Below are 17,028 nucleotides of genomic sequence, written 5' to 3'. Positions count from 1 at the left end.
ATGCCCCCGCAAAAACAAATGGAATAGAGAATTAACCGCTGATCATACTGATTTATGGGGAAAGGAACAAAGAATTTCGGGCAAAATTAGTCGATTTGTTGCACACTCAACAATTGACTAACCTGTACATCACGGTGATGTAACCAACGTTTCAACCCATAGAAGCTCAAACCAAAGCTAGCAAAGGCACTAATAATCACCCAGCCCTCACTAACTCCAGCCAGTTCACCCAAGCCAACCGCGGTTAGCATTAGGGCCAGCAACGGAAGTCCATACAGCATCAGGGATAATTGCGTCAGCGCCTGTTCTGGCAACAACAGTTCTATCATTTGGCCTACTTGGAATTGACCTTCGGGTTTTCGAACTAAAAACTCGGCGCGCCGATCAGAAAATGCTTTTGAGATAATCCCCGCACCACAAGTTGATTGCTGTGCACAGCTACCACAACCTGTTTTTAGTTCGGTCGAAACCTGAAGACTATCGTCATAAACTGCCACGATTTCAGCGAGCTCACGAATCATTCTTCACTTTCCATTGTCGATTTTAAAGCTGTACGCTCAGCTATCATGTGCAACGTTTCAGCTGGCACCTTGCCAACTACCGTCACAGCGAAGCCGTTCACCCGCAAATTCACCATAGAGTCTGGCCCTTGCAAAGCTAACGAGGGTAAGTTTTGTAACTGCGATTCAGTAATGTAAACCGAAATTTCGGTTAGGCCATCACTAAACAAATAATAATCTGTCGGCAACCGCGTATCGTGAACTTCTCGGTGGCTAGCAATGCGCTGCTTGAAACCATCGGGTAACCAGTCCGGTTGCAACGCAAACTTTACCGGCGTCGAGTCGTCGTTGCCGTACATACGCGGCGGTTGTTGAAATTGGCCTAAGTCAATGAGAGGTTCGGGTAACTCGTTAGTCACCGAAAACGAAGTTAATTGCAGCTGCTCCAGCACTTCACCTTGAGGTGTCATCATTTGCATCTTCAGTAACATGCCGGTTTCACGATCAACCCATAAGTCATAGTGGTAACGATGATTGTCGCGGCTAATTAAGCGCAAATATTGTGCGTTACGGCCGGTTACCCGCATTCCGCCGCTAGCTATCACTTGGTAGTGCTGTGAAATGTTTGAAAAACTGTTGTAAAACGCAGGAGGAATCAGTCCAAAGGTTACATTCGACTGCAAGGTGTAAGCATGCGCTCCCCCAGCAGAATAATAGTAACTCTGCTCGCCTATACGCAAAACACGCATATCGGCGCCATTCAAATAAATAAGTAATTCAAGGTCGGTATCATGATCATAGCTACCGTGAAACCATACCAAAGGCTGCACTCGTTGGCCTTGGGCTTGTACTAACGTGGCTTCGAAATCTAGGTGGCGCAGTGCATCGGCCATGCGATTAAACCATTGCTGGCCCAAATTCGCGGCAATTTCAGCACGCTCATCGGTTTGCGCCGGTACAGCAAAAGACGCAACTGCAGCAAACCACAAGGCAATCGCGGCTACATATTTAGTCATTCTGCTTGGGTGGCTCTTTTACTGTTTCTACATTGGGGTCCGTTACTTGCTCGTTCGCCTGCATCGACAACTGAATTTGCCGTTGATGATCAATCATATAAGTCTGCAGTAGCTGACGCTGCTGAGCCAATTCAGCCTCAGTCGGAGCTTGCTGATCAATAACCGTGTTATAACTCACTGGATTACGACCACCGAATGGGTTTGTCACTATAGCTGGAGTGACCTGAGCTTCAACTGCTGGCTGGGTGTCGTCTAATACTGGCTGCTGAATTGACAACACCGCTACTAACGCAACACTAGCTGCAATGGCAACACTACCAGCTGGTTTCAACCAACGAGACGCTGCACGCGCTTGGGCGCCGCCTTGTGATGCACTAGGCTGCACTACATTGGTGTTTGAGGTAGCGCTAGTTAGCGGCGCCTGTTGCTGTATTTGCGCACTAACCGCAACGCTAATATCTAGCTGCTGATTAGTCTGTGCATCACCGCGCAAGATATGTCCCACTAACGCATAACGAGACCAAGCTGCTCGGGCATGTTGATCATCCAACAATGCTGATAAGTCAGCATTAAATGGACCTTCCGCATCGACGTCAGAATCCCTAAAGTGGTTGTCTAACAACGCCGAAGCTTGTTCTTTAAAACGATCAGACATATCGCATCCTCAATCTCAGTTTAGCGCTCTAATAACGGTCGTAACTGCTGGTCTATAGCTTCACGAGCGCGGAAAATTCGCGATCGTACAGTACCAATAGGACAATCCATTTCTATGGCTATTTCTTCATAGCCTAATCCGTCAATTTCACGCAGCGTAATAGCACGTCGTAAATCTTCCGGTAATGCCTCGATGGTTTTCATAACGACGTTACGAATTTCATCGGTTAACAATAAACTTTCCGGCGAAGCACTGTCTTTCAGTGCCCCACTGCCCTCATAATACTCCGCTTCTTCAGCATCAACATCATTAGCTGGTGGCTTGCGGCCTTGTGCAACTAAATAATTCTTTGCTGTGTTCACGGCTATTCTATAGAGCCACGTATAAAAGGCACTATCGCCTCTAAAATTTGCCAACGCACGATAGGCTTTCACAAAGGTTTCTTGCGCCACGTCAGGCACATCAGCCTGTTGTTTGACATAACGCGAGATCAAACTCATGACCTTGTGTTGATACTTTTTTACCAACAAATCAAAGGCGCGCTGGTCTCCCTGTTGAACTCGTTCTACCAGGGCTTTATCTGTTTCTTGTTCGCTCATCCGAGCCTATTCTCCTCAACCCCTAGCTACGTCAGATTTCAGGCCCGCTGTGCAACTGCAAAGTATGACCGACGTTGTAGTAAAAAGTTCGCAAAAAAAATTCAAATCAGTAAAATCGTTGTATGACTTCCACATAATGTATGGAACAAATGGCTCATTATCAATGTGATGTACTTATTATCGGTAGCGGCGCTGCCGGTTTAACCTTAGCTTTGCAGTTGGCTGACCATGCTAACGTCATTGTACTCTCTAAAGGCCCTCTCACAGAAGGCTCAACTTATTACGCACAAGGCGGTATCGCTGCCGTTTTCGACGAGAATGATAGCATTGAAAGCCACATTGAAGACACCTTGATCGCAGGGGCTGGGCTGTGTGAGCAACAAGCCGTGGAGTTTACCACACGTCATGCCAAAGAAAGCTTACAGTGGCTTATTGATATAGGCGTTGGGTTTGACCGTGTCGATGACGGCCAATTTCACCTCAATCAAGAAGGTGGGCACAGCCATCGCCGCATTCTGCATGCGGCAGATGCAACCGGCCGTGCGGTGCAAACAACCTTGGTTGAACAAGCACGGCTGCATCCGAACATCACTATTGTTGAGCGTGTGAACGCTATCGATTTAATTACCCATAAACATCTAGGCGGTGACTCACCGCAATGTTTTGGCGCCTATATACTCAACCGCGTAACACAACGTGTCGAAACTGTGGCGGCAAAATTTGTTGCGCTATGTACCGGCGGCGCTAGCAAAGTCTACCAGTACACCAGTAACCCCGACGTTGCTAGCGGCGATGGCATTGCAATGGCTTGGCGCGCGGGCTGCCGGGTTGCCAATATGGAATTCAATCAGTTTCACCCGACTTGTTTGTTTCACCCCAATGCTCAGTCATTTTTGTTAACCGAAGCATTACGTGGTGAAGGTGCAGTTTTGCGCCGCCCTGATGGCTCGCGTTTTATGCCAGACTTTCACCCTAGCGCAGAATTAGCGCCACGCGACGTGGTGGCACGAGCCATTGACTTCGAAATGAAGCGACTTGGCGCTGACTGCATGTATTTGGATATTTCGCATAAGCCAAAGTCGTTCATTCAAGAACACTTTCCGAATATTTATGAAAAATGCCTCAGCTTAGGCATTGATATCAGTCAACAACCCATGCCGGTTGTACCTGCAGCGCACTATACCTGCGGCGGTGTGAAAACTGATTTGCACGCGCGCACTGACGTCACCAATTTGTACGCCATTGGTGAAGTTGCCTACACCGGTTTGCATGGCGCCAATCGCATGGCAAGTAACTCACTGCTTGAATGCTTAGTTTTTGCCCGTTCAGCGGCGCAAGATATCATCGCCAAAGTGGCGAGCTGTCCGGCGCCTACAGAGCTTCCAGCCTGGGATGAAAGCCAAGTCAGCAACTCAGATGAAGAGGTTATTATTCAGCACAACTGGCATGAGCTGCGCTTATTTATGTGGGACTACGTCGGAATTGTGCGTACAGATAAGCGGTTACAACGAGCATTGCGCCGCATCGAGCTGCTGCAGCAAGAAATTCACGAGTATTACAGTAACTTCAAAGTTAGCAATAACTTGCTTGAGCTACGTAACCTCGTGCAAGTGGCTGAGCTTATTGTTCGCAGCGCCATGACCCGTCACGAAAGCCGGGGGTTGCATTATAATTTAGATTACCCAGAGTTATTACCCGAAGCGTTACCGAGCATTTTGACGCCAACGCAACAAAAATCGGGCTAACCGACGATAATTTACATCCCCAAGCCAGCTTTTCGGCAACCACACCCACCGCCGTGGTTGCTGAGGCGCGTACAAAATAACTAAAGCCCCCCACGCAGTGACCCAACTTAACGGTTGTTGCTGCCAGGGGTATGGTTCTGCGGCGGTTAATTCTAACCATTCGCCGGTGCGGCAATTAATGCCCCACACCGAGGCCGGGCCTCGTAACCAGCGCCAAGGCTGCACACTAATGTGCAGCAACATATTAAACCTTCACGCGGCTTAAAATGTAGTCAACCATGCCGGCTAGCTCTGGGTCTTGGCACTTTTGGTGGCCCATAAACCAAGCAAACAAATCCGGGTCATCACAGGTTAATAAACGCCGAAATGCTTCTTGTTGCTGCGCATTTAGGTCGTCATAAGCTTCTTCTACAAATGGCATGAATAAAACATCAAGCTCAAGCATGCCGCGGCGGCAAGCCCAGCGCAGACGGTTTTTATTGGTCAGCAATTCGGCATTTTGTTGCAACTTTTCCATGCGAGTCCTTAAAACGGCTTGTATAATGCTTTTTCATCCCCATCTAGGTGAGTATCGGTGAAAAAGCGAGGTTCATTGTGCTAGATACAGAGTTTACCAAAGCTCAGCCAGAATACGTAACCGTTTCCTTAACAGATTACGGTGTTATTGAGCTAACCGGCCCACAAACCGATGAATTTTTGCAGGGGCAGCTTACCTGTGACATGAAACAACTCGGCGCTAACCACTGGTTGTTCGCAGCACACTGCGACAACAAAGGTAAAGCCATGAGTACATTATTTGTCAGTCGCTGCGGTGACAGTGTGCTTTTGCTGTCACATAAAGACGCCATTGCCGCAAGTTTGGCGCAGCTGCAGAAGTTCGGGGTATTTAGCAAAACCGACATCATCGACGCCAGTGACAAATACCATTTGTATGGGGTGTTTGGCACAGCAGCGCCAGAACGTATGGCGCAATGGTGTGAACAACCTTTAACCACGGAGCCACAGCAGGCTGTTACAGCGCTTGCAGACGGCGTCGTGTTAACCTTGGGCGTTCACCCCGATCAATACTTGTTGGTTACCGAGCGCGATAGCTTTCCAACCAACTCAGAACAAACACTCTGGCATGCACTTGAAATTGAGCGTGGTCGACCCACCCTACTTTCAGGTACACTATTAGAGTATGTACCCCAAATGCTGAACGTTCAGGCGTTAAATGGCATTAGTTTTACCAAGGGGTGTTATATCGGCCAAGAGACCATCGCTCGGATGAAATATCTGGGCAAGCAGAAGCGGGCTATGTTTCGTTTAGTGGGCCAAGGTAAACCTGTTGTAGCGGGCGCTACCGTTGAACAACAGCTTGGCGAAAACTGGCGACGAGCCGGCACGGTAATTAACGCAGTGAGCCGTGCTGACAATCAACTGAGCATGTTAGTGGTGCTGCCGAACGATATTGAAGCAGACACAAAACTTCGTGTGAAAGATGATGACGCGAGTCTTTTGGAAATTTACCCACTGCCTTATAAATTGGATGAATCATGAGTCAAACTATTAGCCAGGACAAAGTTGTAGGAATTCACTACACCGTGAAAACTGCTGAAGGCCAAGTTCTGGATCAATCAAAAGAAGGTCAGCCGCTGCAGTTTATCTTTGGTCGCGGCATGTTGATCAAAGGTCTTGAAAATGCACTTGACGGTAAAGCCACTGGCGACAAATTTGAAGCTGAAATTCAACCAGCTGACGCGTACGGCGAGCGTCATGAAGGTTTAATTCAAACCGTACCACGCAGCTTGTTCGGTGATAACGAAGTTGCTGTTGGCATGCAGTTCCGCGCCAGCACTGACGCAGGTGAGCAATCTGTGATGATCGTTGATGTGAACGACGACGAAGTCACTGTTGACGGTAACCACCCACTAGCCGGTACCGCTCTGAACTTTGACGTAGAAGTTGTTGAAGTACGTGACGCTGATCCAAGTGAATTGGACCACGGCCATGTGCACGCTGACGGTAACCACAACCACGGTTAATCGCTCGAGTTATCTTACGACGAAGATAACGACGAATACTGAAAAAGCGCACCTTTGGGTGCGTTTTTTTATGGCCATTTTCTTACCTGAAAATAAGCGTATACTAATGCAATTGTTACTAATTTAGAGCCTAGCATGAGCAGCAAAACCTATCCTTACACACCGGCAACCGCCCTCGCCCAAGCCCTCGGAAAAATCGATCAAGAAAGCCAAGGTGTGGTGCTCCCAATACATGTCGCAACCACCTATATTCGCGGTAAAGACAACAGCTACCCAACCGGTAATGTCTATTCAAGGGCCGATAACCCAACCTACAAGCCGGTCGAAGAGCTTTTATGCCAACTCGAACAAGGCCACCAGGCACTTTTATTTGGTTCGGGCATGGCGGCCGCCACAGCAGTTTTTCAAGGGTTACGCCCTGGCGACCACGTGTTAGCGCCAAAAGTTATGTATTGGGCGCTGCGCAACTGGCTGCTGAACTTTGCTACCGATTGGGGGCTAGTCATTGAATTTATCGACATGACCCAGTTAAGCGAAGTAAGCAAGGCATTACAGCCGGGAAAAACCAAGCTTGTCTGGCTAGAAACGCCCGGCAACCCAATGTGGACCATTAGCGACATTGCCGAAATTAGTGCGTTAGCGAAAGGCGCCGGTGCATTTGTAGCGGTCGATTCTACCTGTGCCAGCCCGTTACTCACGCAACCGTTAACGATTGGTGCCGATATTGTTATGCACTCTGCCACCAAATACTTAAACGGGCACTCGGACGTGATTGCCGGCGCACTCATTACCAAGCACGACAACGATTATTGGCAACGCATTCGGGCCGTACGTGCTCAAGGCGGCGCCGTGCCAAGCCCACATGATGCCACACAGCTATTACGCGGCATGCGGACCATGCATTTACGCGTACGCGAAAGCTGCACTAACGCCATGTTTTTAGCCCAACAACTTGAACAACACCCGCAAATAATCGAAGTGCTCTACCCTGGTTTACCAAGTTTTAGCGGCCATGATGTGGCCAGCAAGCAAATGCATGGCGGCTACGGTGGCATGCTTTCGATTCGTGTACAAGGCGGCGAACAAGCAGCAGTGCACTTGGCTGCCAATACCAAGCTATGGAAACGGGCGACATCACTCGGCGGCGTGGAAAGCCTCATTGAACATCGCGCCAGCGTTGAAGGTGCCGGAACGCCCTGCCCGCCAGATTTACTGCGCTTGTCGGCTGGCATTGAAGACAAAGACGAATTGCTTGCCGATATTCTTCAAGCCCTACCGAAATGACCGTTTTTCGTTTTTCGTGCGCTTCGCTGTTCGTCCGTTCGGCGAGGCCTCACTATTCGTCGAACAGCGCGAAGCGCGGACCAACAGTGAGCGAAGCGAACGGACGAATAACGAATAACGCCTTTTATTTCTTCGGACGCATGTGTGGGAATAACAACACATCACGAATTGAAGGCGAATCCGTCAACAACATCACCAACCGATCAATCCCAATACCTTCGCCTGCGGTTGGCGGCAAACCATGCTCAAGCGCAGTGACATAGTCGTCATCAAAGAACATCGCTTCGTCATCGCCAGCTTCTTTTTGCTGGACCTGCTCACGGAAGCGCTCGGCTTGGTCTTCGGCGTCGTTTAGCTCCGAGAACCCGTTGGCTAATTCACGGCCACCCACAAAGAACTCAAAGCGGTCGGTAATAAACGGGTCATTGTCGTTACGCCGCGCCAGTGGTGATACTTCAGCTGGGTACGCAGTAATAAACGTGGGTTGAATAAGCTTATGTTCAGCCACTTCTTCAAATATTTCAATTTGAACTTTGCCTAAGCCCCAATTCGACTTCACTTTAATCCCCAAAGACTCCGCCAACTCAGTGGCGCGCTCAAGGCTATTTAACTGGTCGTCGGTTGCCGTTGGCAAATGCTCTAAAATAGCTTCTTTAACCGTCATGCGCGCAAATGGCTTGCTGAAGTCGTACTGTACGCCTTCACTTTCAAACTGCGCTGAACCCAAAATTTCTGTAGTCATGCCGCGAAGCATGTCTTCGGTGAGGTCCATCAGGTCATTGTAATCAGCGTAAGCCCAGTAAAACTCAAGCATGGTAAACTCAGGGTTATGCCGTGTTGACAGCCCTTCGTTACGGAAATTACGGTTAATTTCAAATACTTTCTCAAAACCACCAACAACTAGGCGTTTTAAGTACAATTCTGGCGCTATGCGTAGATATAACTGCATGTCTAACGCGTTGTGATGCGTCATAAACGGGCGTGCTGTGGCACCGCCTGGAATGGTTTGCATCATTGGCGTTTCAACTTCTAAGAACTGCTTGGCGATGAAGTAGCGACGAATGTAATCAACCACTTTTGAACGCACAATAAAGGTGTTACGCGACTCTTCGTTGGTAATCAGATCAAGATAACGCTGACGATAGCGCATTTCTTGGTCAGACAAACCATGAAACTTGTCAGGTAATGGGCGCAGTGCTTTGGTTAACAAACGTACATCGTCAACTTGCACACTCAATTCGCCAGTGCCGGTGATAAACAAGGTACCGGTTGCACCAACAATGTCACCTAGGTCCCATTTTTTGAACTCTTCGTTGTAATAACCTTCAGGCAAGTTATCACGCGCAACGTAGAGCTGTATTTGCCCTGACATATCTTGAATGGTGGCAAAGCTCGCTTTACCCATGATCCGACGCGTCATCATACGACCTGCAACAGCAACCCGCACACCTTTCGCCGCCAGCTCTTCTTTTTCAAAGCCGTCATACTGCGCGTGTAACTCAGCCGCTAAGCTGTCACGACGAAAATCATTCGGGAATGCTACGCCTCGCTCGCGCAACGCAGCAAGCTTAGCCTTGCGCTGGGCGATTTGTTCGTTTACGTCCAACTCAGGGGCTTGCGTTTTATCGTTCATGTACGTTTCCTTATAAACCTGATTTCAAACTTGCTTCAATAAATGGGTCGAGTGCACCGTCTAGCACCGCTTGGGTATTGCGGTTTTCAACGCCGGTGCGTAAATCTTTAATACGCGCATCGTCTAATACATACGAGCGAATTTGGCTACCCCAACCAATGTCCGACTTGGTGTCTTCAAGCGCTTGCTTTTCAGCCAATTGTTTCTGCAATTCTAACTCATACAATTTAGCGCGTAATTGCTTCATCGCCGCGTCGCGGTTTTTATGCTGTGAACGGTCACTTTGACACTGCACAACCACGCCCGTTGGTTCGTGCGTAATACGAATCGCCGAGTCGGTTCGGTTAACGTGCTGACCACCAGCACCTGACGCTCGATAGGTGTCTACACGTAAATCAGCTGGGTTAATTTCAATTTCGATAGAGTCGTCAATTTCCGGATAGACAAACACCGACGCGAACGACGTATGGCGACGATTACCCGAGTCAAACGGCGATTTGCGTACTAAGCGGTGTACTCCTGTTTCAGTGCGCAACCAACCGTAGGCATACTCACCTTGAATGCGCACAGTCACCGATTTAATACCTGCCACTTCACCTTCAGAAAGCTCGGTAATCTCGGCTTTAAAGTCGTGTGATTCGGCCCAGCGCAAATACATACGTAAGAGCATATTGGCCCAGTCTTGGGCTTCAGTACCACCAGAGCCGGCCTGAATATCCAAATAGCAGTCTGAAGCGTCTTGTTCACCCGAAAACATTCGACGAAACTCTAAAGTTGCCAATTGCTGCTCTAAGCCGTCTAGCTCGCTTACAGCATCGTTAAAGGTTTCTTCGTCATCGGCTTCAACAGCCAGCTCAACAAGACCTTCAACGTCTTCCAGCCCTTGCGCCAAATTATTTAATGTTTCAACCACTTGTTCTAAACTTGCGCGCTCTTTACCTAGCGCTTGTGCACGCTCTTGATCATTCCACACCGTTGGGTCTTCTAACTCGCGCGTCACTTCTTCTAGACGCTCTACTTTCTGAGCGTAGTCAAAGATACCCCCGAAGCAATTCGCTGCGCTTGCGCATTTCTTTTATCGCAACATAAGTGGCGTTAGTTTCGAACATAGTTTTGGAATCTCAATAACAGTGATTGTAAGTAAAGGGCGGGTATTCTACCGCAAAGCATTAAAATGCTCTAGTTGTAGCTGCACAGAAGTGCGTCCACGAAAATGATTTAATTGTACTTTATAGGCCGCATGAATCGTTCTCACCGACGCGTCAGGCCAAACCGTCAAATCCACATTAAAGGCAATCGCGTCAACCACCGTGCGATCGGCGCTTTCTAGCACCAGCTTTAAATGGCGCTCACCCACAAGACGTTGCTGAACAATACGAAATTCGCCGTCAAACAGTGGCTCAGGAAAGCCCTGCCCCCAAGGCCCATAGGCTTCTAACTGGCGTACAAAAGGCTCCTGCAAGCAGCTACCGTCAAGCTCGCCGTCTGACCAAATGGTTTGGGTTAAGGTACTTTCATCAACCCATTCGTCAACTTGTGTTACAAAAGCCTCGCGAAATGCCTCTAAATTGTCAGCCGCTAGGCTTAAACCAGCCGCCATGGCATGCCCACCAAAACGTTCAATAAGCTGCGGATGTTGGCTGTGCACACGCTCAAGTACGTCGCGAATATGCAAGCCTGGGATAGAACGTGCGGAGCCTTTTAATAGGCCGTCATCACTATCGGCAAAGGCAATAACAGGCCGATGGTATTGGTCTTTGACCCGCCCAGCGACAATGCCCACAACACCTTGGTGCCAACCAGGTTGATACAACACCATGGCCGCCGGTAAATGCTCGGTGGTGTTTAACTGCGCCACATAAGCTTCAGCTTCTTCACGCATTTCGGTTTCAATGCTACGGCGCGCCTGATTCAGCTGATCAAGTTGTGCGGCAAGTTGCTGGGCCGTGGTTAAGTTATTGGCAAGCAAACATTCAATACCTGCAGCCATGTCATCTAAGCGCCCCGCCGCATTAATACGCGGGCCAAGGGCAAAACCTAAATCGGCGGCTTGTAACTGTTGTGGGTCGCGGTTGGCTACCTGCAACAGCGCTGCAATACCCGGTCGACAATGCCCCGCCCGAATACGTTGCAACCCTTGCTGCACTAAAATGCGGTTTACCCCATCAAGTTTCACCACATCAGCCACGGTGCCTAAGGCCACTAAATCTAACCACTGGGCTAAATTAGGTACTTCCTGACCTTGCTCGCGCAGCACATGTCGTAGTGCCAGCAATACATAAAAAGCGACGCCCACCCCAGCAATATTTGGGCTAGGAAACGGACAATCCGCAAGGTTTGGGTTCACAATGATATTTGCTGGTGGCAATTCATTAGGCGGTAAATGGTGATCAGTAACAATCACATCAATACCCGCTGCTTTTGCAGCCTGAACCCCAGCATGACATGAAATACCGCTATCCACCGTGACAATTAATTCAGCACCCTGTTGCTGCGCCTGCGCCACCACCGCCGGTGACAAGCCGTAACCATCAGCAAACCGGTTCGGGACAATATAGCTTATTCGCTTGGCACCCATGGCTTGCAACACCGACATCATTAACGCCGTTGAGGTAGCCCCGTCGGCGTCAAAATCACCACAAATACAAATGGCATGGTCCGCTTGAATAGCTTGAGCAAGCCGCTCTGCAGCCTCAATGGCGCCTTTAAGTTGGTTAAAATGCGGCAAATGGCGCAATCCGAGGTCAAGTTGCTGTGCATCAACAATACCCCGACTAGCAAGTACTTGGGCAATAACCGGTGGCAATTGCGCTGCCCACTCACCTAATTGCGCTTGCGGGCGGCGTTTAATCGTTAACAAACTCATTGGTCATTTTCAATTTTAGCTAACAATGGTTCTGGTGGTAAATAGCCAGGCAACATGCGCCCCGACTCCAGCACGATAGCTGGTGTGCCGCGTACACCAAACTTATGACCAAGCGCCAAATGTTCCGCAACTGGGTTCTCGCAGTTTGCCGGCGGCAGCGCTTGATCATTTTTAACGGCTGTTAAAGCCGCTTTTGGGTCTTCAGCGCACCAAACCGACTGCAGCTCCATGGCCGCACGCCCTTGCATGCCCGAACGTGGCCAAGCGAGATAACGTACGGTAATGCCTTTGTCTAAGTAACCATCCATGCGCTCATGCAACTGGCGGCAGTAACCACAGGTTGAGTCGGTAAACACATGAATCACATGTTGTTCATTGTCTGCTTTGAATTCAATTACGGTATCCGCATAATTAGCCAAGTCACTAATACGCATGGCATTTAAAATTTCGTCACTAACATTAACTGGCGCTTCCCCAGTAATATCAAAAATTCTACCACTGACAATAAACTGGCCATCAGCACTTGCATAAACAAGCCCTTGATCAGTAAGAACTTGGTACAAACCAGCAATTTCTGATGGGGTGGCCGATTCAACCTTGAAGCCCATGTTGGCCATATGGCTTGTATTAAAATCGCCTGTCACCGCAGCGGCCTGAACGGATTGTTCGGTGTCGTTTGGGTTATTCGGGCTACAACTAGCTACGACCAAACTTAAAGCTAAAACTCCCAAGTACTTCATGCAGTTACCCTTTTATAAATCATGTAAAATTACGTTATTAAGCGCGCGGGTGATGCGTTGCATGTAATTGTTGCAAGCGTTCACGAGCCACGTGCGTATAAATTTGTGTGGTTGACAAGTCACTATGCCCTAAAAGCATCTGCAACACCCTTAAATCTGCGCCATGGTTCAGCAAATGTGTTGCAAAAGCGTGGCGCAAGGTATGTGGCGACAAATGTGAACGAATATCAGCTTGTTGCGCATAATAACGAATTCGGTGCCAAAATGCCTGTCGCGTTAGCGGCCCACCACGGCGCGTAACAAATACCCAATTGCCGGGTTTGGCATAGAGGGTTTCGCGCGCCTCAGCAAAGTATTTTTGCAGCCAGTCTAACGCTTCCTCGCCAAGTGGCACCAGTCGTTCTTTATTGCCCTTACCAATAACGCGCACCAGCTCTTGCTGCAAATGAATTTGGTCAACCGTTAAACTCACTAACTCTGTCACTCGCAACCCAGTCGCGTAGAGAACTTCAAGCATCGCTCTATCGCGCAATTGTACAGGGTCATCAAGTTGCGGGGCATTCAATAGCGCTTCAACTTCAGCTTCAGACAAGCTATGTGGAATTGCCTGCGGTTGCTTCGGTCGTGCTAGCCGCGCTGTTGGATCATGAGTGATCAAGCGCTCTGCCATGGCATATTGATAAAACTTTTTAAGCGCACTTAATGCCCGCGAAGTACTCCGCGGTGACAAACCTTGTTGACGACGCCACAATAGATAGCGCTCAAGATCATGTGGCTCGACATTTAATAGAGTCGTTTTTTGCTCTGCGGTAAGAAACTTCTGAAAACTTCGTAAATCGGTTTGATAGGCAGAACTGGTATGTTTACTAACGCCTTGTTTAAGCCAAAGGCGCTCAATAAACCGAGTGATTTCTTCATCAACGTGCGCGGGTATACTTTGGCTCATAACAACTTTGTTTCAGTGACATAACGACAGACATCATAAACCGGTTTACAGCGACTCTCAATCTGCTATTATGCCCGCCTCGTGTGGAGGGGTTCCCGAGCGGTCAAAGGGATCAGACTGTAAATCTGACGGCTCAGCCTTCGCAGGTTCGAATCCTGCCCCCTCCACCACTTTTTCTTACGCCCCCGTTACCACACCAATACTAACTTGCCCGCATTGGCATTATTGCGCAGTCGCTCAAAAGCCTCTGCAACGTCTGTCACTGGCAGCACATCGTCAATGTTTGGGGTTATCTTTTGTTGTTCAAATAGCGGCCATACATGGGTATACAAATCAGCCATAATTCGTGCCTTGATAGTATTTGGCTGACTACGTAAGGTACTGCCGATTATACGCTGGCGCTTGATTAACAATCGCCCTGCGTCTAATTCTGCTGCACGACCGCCCATTAGCCCAATCACTACCAATCGGCCGTCTTGCCTCAAAACTTGCTGGTTCCACGCAATGTACTCTCCTGCCACAGGATCTAAAATGACATCTGCGCCGCCCCAACTGGTCACGGCTTCAACAAAAGAGCCCTGTTGGCGGTTCCACGTTTGTTCCGCGCCTAACGCCATGGCTAAAGCTAATTTATCGTCACTTCCGGCAGTGGCGAAAGTGGGGTTGCCCCGCTGCTTCGCCAACTGCAATACGGCCTGACCAACACCACTCGCCGCCGCGTGTATGAGTATGCGTTCACCGGGTTGCGTTGCCGCAATATCGTAAATATTGTACCAAGCGGTAGCAAACACCTCACAAATACCCGCAGCAGCCGATAAATCAACGCCTTGGGGTATCGGCAACACTTGATTCACCGGCACCGCGACATACTCAGCATAACCGCCGGAATCTAACAGTGCGCAAACCTTGTCACCTAATTGCAGTTGATGCTCTGTACTGCCAAGCGCGACCACAGTACCGCTAACCTCTAGGCCCAAAATATCCGAAGCCCCCGGCGGTGGCGGATAGTGCCCTGCTAGTTGCATTAAATCAGCGCGATTCATGCCACTGTAGGCTACTTTTATGAGCACCTCATCAGGGCCAGGCTGCGGCTGTTCACGGTGCTCCCACTGCGGCTGAGCGTCAGAACTGGCAACAATGGTTCGCATGTGGGTGGTCATTATAGTATTCCTTCAACGTTAGTTAACTGGCTAATTTGCCGGCTTGATAATCGCGTATGGCTTGTTCTATTTCCGCTTGGGTATTCATCACAAAGGGGCCATATTGCGCAATCGGTTCACCAATTGGGTTTCCTGCTAAAACAATAACACCCGACTCGCTGCTACTGCTAACGAATGTGAGATCGTCCAGCGCATTAAGGCGCACCAGTTCACCGCGTGGTACCAACTGGCCATTAATACTCACCTCGCCTTGATAAACATAGGCTAAACGCGTTTCTTGCTGTTGTGAAGCTAGCTCCAATGTTGCTGTGGGTTGCAGCCGCAAATCAGCCATGAAAAACTTTTGCTCGGCTTGCTCAATCGGGCCCTTCTGGCCGGATAACTCACCAGCCACTAAGCGTATTTCAGCTTGTTCAAATTGAATAACTGGTAATTTTCCTTGCGGATGATCGGCCCAGTCGGCAGCTTCTAATTTGCGTTTCGCCGGTAGGTTTATCCATAATTGAAAGCCCCACATTAATCCATCTTCTTGTTTTGGCATTTCGGCATGAATAATACCGCGTGCGGCTTTCATCCACTGCGCGCCGCCAGCTTCCACCACACCGGTATTGCCATTTGAGTCTTTGTGTTCCATACGCCCTGCCAGCATATAAGTCAGGGTGACAAAACCACGATGCGGGTGCGGAGGAAACCCTGCAATGTAATCGTTCGGGTTGTCCGAGCGAAACTCATCCAACATCAAAAATGGATCTTGATAACGCAAGCTTGGTTGATTCACAATTCGGGTCAGTTTCACGCCCGCCCCGTCTTGTGCCGGCATGCCGCGATGGCGGCTTAAAATAACACTCATAACACTTCTCCGCGATGATGTGGTGCCATAAAATCAATGTCTGGCCCTACCGGCACAATGCCAGTTGGGTTAATCGTTTTGTGACTACCATAGTAATGTTGTTGAATATGATCCATGACGGTGGTTTCAGCTATCCCCTCAACTTGATACAGCGCGCGCACATACGCCCACAAATTTGGGTAATCAACAATACGCTTTTTATTGGTTTTAAAGTGGCCAAAATAAACCGCATCAAAGCGAACCAACGTCGTAAACAAACGCCAATCGGCCTCGGTGACGGTGTCTCCGACTAAGAACTTTTGTTGCCCTAATAAGGCCTCTAATGTATCAAGCTGCGCAAAAAGGGCCTGATAAGCTTCTTCATAAGCGGCTTGTTTGGTCGCAAAGCCGCATTTGTATACGCCATTATTAACCTGGTCATATACATCGGCATTAATGCGATCAATATCCGCTTGTAACGCTTCAGGATAAAAATCGAGCCTGTTGCCGGTGATGTCATTAAACGCCGAATTAAACATCCGAATAATGTCCGCTGACTCGTTGCTGACAATAGTTTGACGCTTTTTATCCCACAATACAGGCACAGTCACTCGACCACTGTAATTTGGGTCTGCTTTTAAATACAGTTGGTACAAGAAGTCTAATTGATATAAGTCGTCGTTTAGCGGTGACGCCGCAAACTCCCAACCATTCTCAAGCATCAACGGGTGCACCACTGAAACGCTAATGTGTTTCTCAAGCCCTTTTAACTTTCGGAAAATCAACGTTCGATGAGCCCACGGACACGCATAACTCACGTACAAATGATAGCGGCCGCTTTCAGCTGGAAACCTAGCCGAAGGGTCAGCTTCTAACCAGTTACGAAACTGTGCAGCACTGCGTTCAAACTTACCGCCTGTGCTGTCCGTGTCATACCATTTATCTTGCCATTGTCCATCTACTAATAAGCCCATGTCGCCTCCTAATAAGCATATAACGACAGTATAGACTCTAATCTTTCGATTGATTAT

Annotated in this window: 18 protein-coding genes and 1 tRNA gene; 5 read left to right on the top strand and 14 right to left on the bottom strand. The window is 48.9% G+C overall.

Translation table 11 applies throughout. The annotated features are described in order from the left end of the window. Window positions 1-86: 86 nt before the first annotated feature. From BM334_RS04710 to rpoE, 4 genes are read right to left on the bottom strand one after another with little or no spacing between them, the layout of a single operon-like run. Window positions 87-521 (bottom strand): SoxR reducing system RseC family protein, encoded by a 435-nt coding sequence (locus BM334_RS04710; RefSeq protein ID WP_092838527.1) that lies wholly within the window; start codon window positions 519-521, stop codon window positions 87-89. Then, entirely contained in the window at window positions 518-1,516 is a 999-nt protein-coding gene (locus BM334_RS04705) for a MucB/RseB C-terminal domain-containing protein (RefSeq protein WP_092838524.1), read from the bottom strand. Before BM334_RS04705 ends, BM334_RS04710 begins: the two co-directional genes overlap by 4 nt. Then, window positions 1,509-2,171, bottom strand: coding sequence for a sigma-E factor negative regulatory protein (locus BM334_RS04700; RefSeq protein WP_092838521.1), 663 nt, complete (start codon window positions 2,169-2,171; stop codon window positions 1,509-1,511). Before BM334_RS04700 ends, BM334_RS04705 begins: the two co-directional genes overlap by 8 nt. Before the next feature lie 20 nt (window positions 2,172-2,191). Further along, window positions 2,192-2,770: an RNA polymerase sigma factor RpoE gene (gene rpoE, locus BM334_RS04695; protein ID WP_055438041.1), complete on the bottom strand. Its 579-nt coding sequence runs from the start codon at window positions 2,768-2,770 to the stop codon at window positions 2,192-2,194. A 140-nt stretch (window positions 2,771-2,910) separates the two neighbouring features. Here rpoE and nadB point away from each other — a divergent pair, with 140 nt between their 5' ends. Then, window positions 2,911-4,515, top strand: a complete 1,605-nt coding sequence (nadB, locus tag BM334_RS04690) for an L-aspartate oxidase (RefSeq protein WP_092838518.1) — start codon at window positions 2,911-2,913, stop codon at window positions 4,513-4,515. Here nadB and BM334_RS04685 read toward each other — a convergent pair. Both BM334_RS04685 and BM334_RS04680 read right to left on the bottom strand, forming a co-directional pair. Beyond that, on the bottom strand, window positions 4,474-4,758 hold the full coding sequence (locus BM334_RS04685) for a hypothetical protein (protein ID WP_092838515.1): 285 nt from the start codon (window positions 4,756-4,758) through the stop codon (window positions 4,474-4,476). The two genes, nadB and BM334_RS04685, sit on opposite strands and share 42 nt — an antisense overlap. 1 nt (window position 4,759) lies before the next feature. Next, window positions 4,760-5,032: an FAD assembly factor SdhE gene (locus tag BM334_RS04680; RefSeq protein ID WP_055438044.1), complete on the bottom strand. Its 273-nt coding sequence runs from the start codon at window positions 5,030-5,032 to the stop codon at window positions 4,760-4,762. 77 nt (window positions 5,033-5,109) lie between these two features. Between BM334_RS04680 and ygfZ the strand changes: the two genes are divergently transcribed. From ygfZ to BM334_RS04665, 3 genes are all read left to right on the top strand, one after another. After that, window positions 5,110-6,054: a tRNA-modifying protein YgfZ gene (ygfZ, locus tag BM334_RS04675; RefSeq protein ID WP_241970902.1), complete on the top strand. Its 945-nt coding sequence runs from the start codon at window positions 5,110-5,112 to the stop codon at window positions 6,052-6,054. Then, the gene (locus tag BM334_RS04670) at window positions 6,051-6,539 is read left to right on the top strand and encodes an FKBP-type peptidyl-prolyl cis-trans isomerase (protein ID WP_092838512.1); all 489 of its coding nucleotides are present in this window, start codon (window positions 6,051-6,053) and stop codon (window positions 6,537-6,539) included. The genes ygfZ and BM334_RS04670 overlap by 4 nt, the downstream gene beginning before the upstream one ends. Before the next feature lie 135 nt (window positions 6,540-6,674). Further along, a complete protein-coding gene (locus BM334_RS04665; RefSeq protein ID WP_092838509.1) occupies window positions 6,675-7,823 on the top strand; it encodes a trans-sulfuration enzyme family protein in 1,149 nt (382 codons plus the stop codon). Between the two features lie 124 nt (window positions 7,824-7,947). Here BM334_RS04665 and lysS read toward each other — a convergent pair whose 3' ends face one another. From lysS to xerD, 5 genes are all read right to left on the bottom strand, one after another. Beyond that, window positions 7,948-9,456, bottom strand: a complete 1,509-nt coding sequence (gene lysS / locus BM334_RS04660; RefSeq protein ID WP_092838506.1) for a lysine--tRNA ligase — start codon at window positions 9,454-9,456, stop codon at window positions 7,948-7,950. A gap of 10 nt (window positions 9,457-9,466) precedes the next feature. Continuing rightward, window positions 9,467-10,565 (bottom strand): peptide chain release factor 2 gene (gene prfB / locus BM334_RS04655; RefSeq protein ID WP_126801824.1). Its coding sequence is split into 2 segments (ribosomal slippage): window positions 9,467-10,489 and window positions 10,491-10,565, totalling 1,098 coding nucleotides; the frame shifts between segments, so codons are not numbered across the junction. Window positions 10,566-10,612: 47 nt separating this feature from the next. Beyond that, on the bottom strand, window positions 10,613-12,322 hold the full coding sequence (gene recJ, locus BM334_RS04650; RefSeq protein ID WP_092838500.1) for a single-stranded-DNA-specific exonuclease RecJ: 1,710 nt from the start codon (window positions 12,320-12,322) through the stop codon (window positions 10,613-10,615). Continuing rightward, window positions 12,319-13,062 carry a bifunctional protein-disulfide isomerase/oxidoreductase DsbC gene (dsbC, locus tag BM334_RS04645; protein WP_092838497.1) on the bottom strand — a complete coding sequence of 248 codons (744 nt, stop codon included), beginning with the start codon at window positions 13,060-13,062 and terminating at the stop codon, window positions 12,319-12,321. Before dsbC ends, recJ begins: the two co-directional genes overlap by 4 nt. A 37-nt stretch (window positions 13,063-13,099) precedes the next feature. Continuing rightward, on the bottom strand, window positions 13,100-14,008 hold the full coding sequence (gene xerD, locus BM334_RS04640; RefSeq protein ID WP_092838493.1) for a site-specific tyrosine recombinase XerD: 909 nt from the start codon (window positions 14,006-14,008) through the stop codon (window positions 13,100-13,102). A gap of 85 nt (window positions 14,009-14,093) precedes the next feature. Between xerD and BM334_RS04635 the strand changes: the two genes are divergently transcribed. Continuing rightward, window positions 14,094-14,178, top strand: a tRNA-Tyr gene (locus BM334_RS04635). An 18-nt stretch (window positions 14,179-14,196) separates the two neighbouring features. Here BM334_RS04635 and BM334_RS04630 read toward each other — a convergent pair. From BM334_RS04630 to BM334_RS04620, 3 genes are read right to left on the bottom strand one after another with little or no spacing between them, the layout of a single operon-like run. Beyond that, window positions 14,197-15,168 (bottom strand): NAD(P)H-quinone oxidoreductase, encoded by a 972-nt coding sequence (locus tag BM334_RS04630; protein WP_241970901.1) that lies wholly within the window; start codon window positions 15,166-15,168, stop codon window positions 14,197-14,199. Window positions 15,169-15,190: 22 nt separating this feature from the next. Further along, window positions 15,191-16,018, bottom strand: a complete 828-nt coding sequence (locus tag BM334_RS04625; RefSeq protein ID WP_092838490.1) for a pirin family protein — start codon at window positions 16,016-16,018, stop codon at window positions 15,191-15,193. Further along, entirely contained in the window at window positions 16,015-16,971 is a 957-nt protein-coding gene (locus BM334_RS04620) for a glutathione S-transferase family protein (protein WP_092838487.1), read from the bottom strand. The genes BM334_RS04625 and BM334_RS04620 overlap by 4 nt, the downstream gene beginning before the upstream one ends. Between the last annotated feature and the right edge of the window lie 57 nt (window positions 16,972-17,028).

The sequence above is a fragment of the Pseudidiomarina donghaiensis genome (genome assembly GCF_900116895.1).
In the GTDB taxonomy this organism is placed as follows: domain Bacteria; phylum Pseudomonadota; class Gammaproteobacteria; order Enterobacterales; family Alteromonadaceae; genus Pseudidiomarina; species Pseudidiomarina donghaiensis.
Note: the sequence above shows the minus strand (reverse complement) of the source record. Positions and strands in the feature narration are given on the sequence as shown.

Excerpts from the sequence above, each read along its gene's own strand:
- BM334_RS04625 (WP_092838490.1), bottom strand. The coding sequence starts at position 16,018 with ATGAGTGTTATTTTAAGCCGCCATCGCGGCATGCCGGCACAAGACGGG.
- lysS (WP_092838506.1), bottom strand. The coding sequence starts at position 9,456 with ATGAACGATAAAACGCAAGCCCCTGAGTTGGACGTAAACGAACAAATC.
- recJ (WP_092838500.1), bottom strand. The coding sequence starts at position 12,322 with ATGAGTTTGTTAACGATTAAACGCCGCCCGCAAGCGCAATTAGGTGAG.
- BM334_RS04620 (WP_092838487.1), bottom strand. The coding sequence starts at position 16,971 with ATGGGCTTATTAGTAGATGGACAATGGCAAGATAAATGGTATGACACG.
- BM334_RS04665 (WP_092838509.1), top strand. The coding sequence starts at position 6,675 with ATGAGCAGCAAAACCTATCCTTACACACCGGCAACCGCCCTCGCCCAA.
- BM334_RS04700 (WP_092838521.1), bottom strand. The coding sequence starts at position 2,171 with ATGTCTGATCGTTTTAAAGAACAAGCTTCGGCGTTGTTAGACAACCAC.
- BM334_RS04630 (WP_241970901.1), bottom strand. The coding sequence starts at position 15,168 with ATGACCACCCACATGCGAACCATTGTTGCCAGTTCTGACGCTCAGCCG.
- xerD (WP_092838493.1), bottom strand. The coding sequence starts at position 14,008 with ATGAGCCAAAGTATACCCGCGCACGTTGATGAAGAAATCACTCGGTTT.
- BM334_RS04685 (WP_092838515.1), bottom strand. The coding sequence starts at position 4,758 with ATGTTGCTGCACATTAGTGTGCAGCCTTGGCGCTGGTTACGAGGCCCG.
- BM334_RS04705 (WP_092838524.1), bottom strand. The coding sequence starts at position 1,516 with ATGACTAAATATGTAGCCGCGATTGCCTTGTGGTTTGCTGCAGTTGCG.
- BM334_RS04670 (WP_092838512.1), top strand. The coding sequence starts at position 6,051 with ATGAGTCAAACTATTAGCCAGGACAAAGTTGTAGGAATTCACTACACC.
- dsbC (WP_092838497.1), bottom strand. The coding sequence starts at position 13,062 with ATGAAGTACTTGGGAGTTTTAGCTTTAAGTTTGGTCGTAGCTAGTTGT.
- BM334_RS04710 (WP_092838527.1), bottom strand. The coding sequence starts at position 521 with ATGATTCGTGAGCTCGCTGAAATCGTGGCAGTTTATGACGATAGTCTT.
- nadB (WP_092838518.1), top strand. The coding sequence starts at position 2,911 with ATGGAACAAATGGCTCATTATCAATGTGATGTACTTATTATCGGTAGC.
- rpoE (WP_055438041.1), bottom strand. The coding sequence starts at position 2,770 with ATGAGCGAACAAGAAACAGATAAAGCCCTGGTAGAACGAGTTCAACAG.
- BM334_RS04680 (WP_055438044.1), bottom strand. The coding sequence starts at position 5,032 with ATGGAAAAGTTGCAACAAAATGCCGAATTGCTGACCAATAAAAACCGT.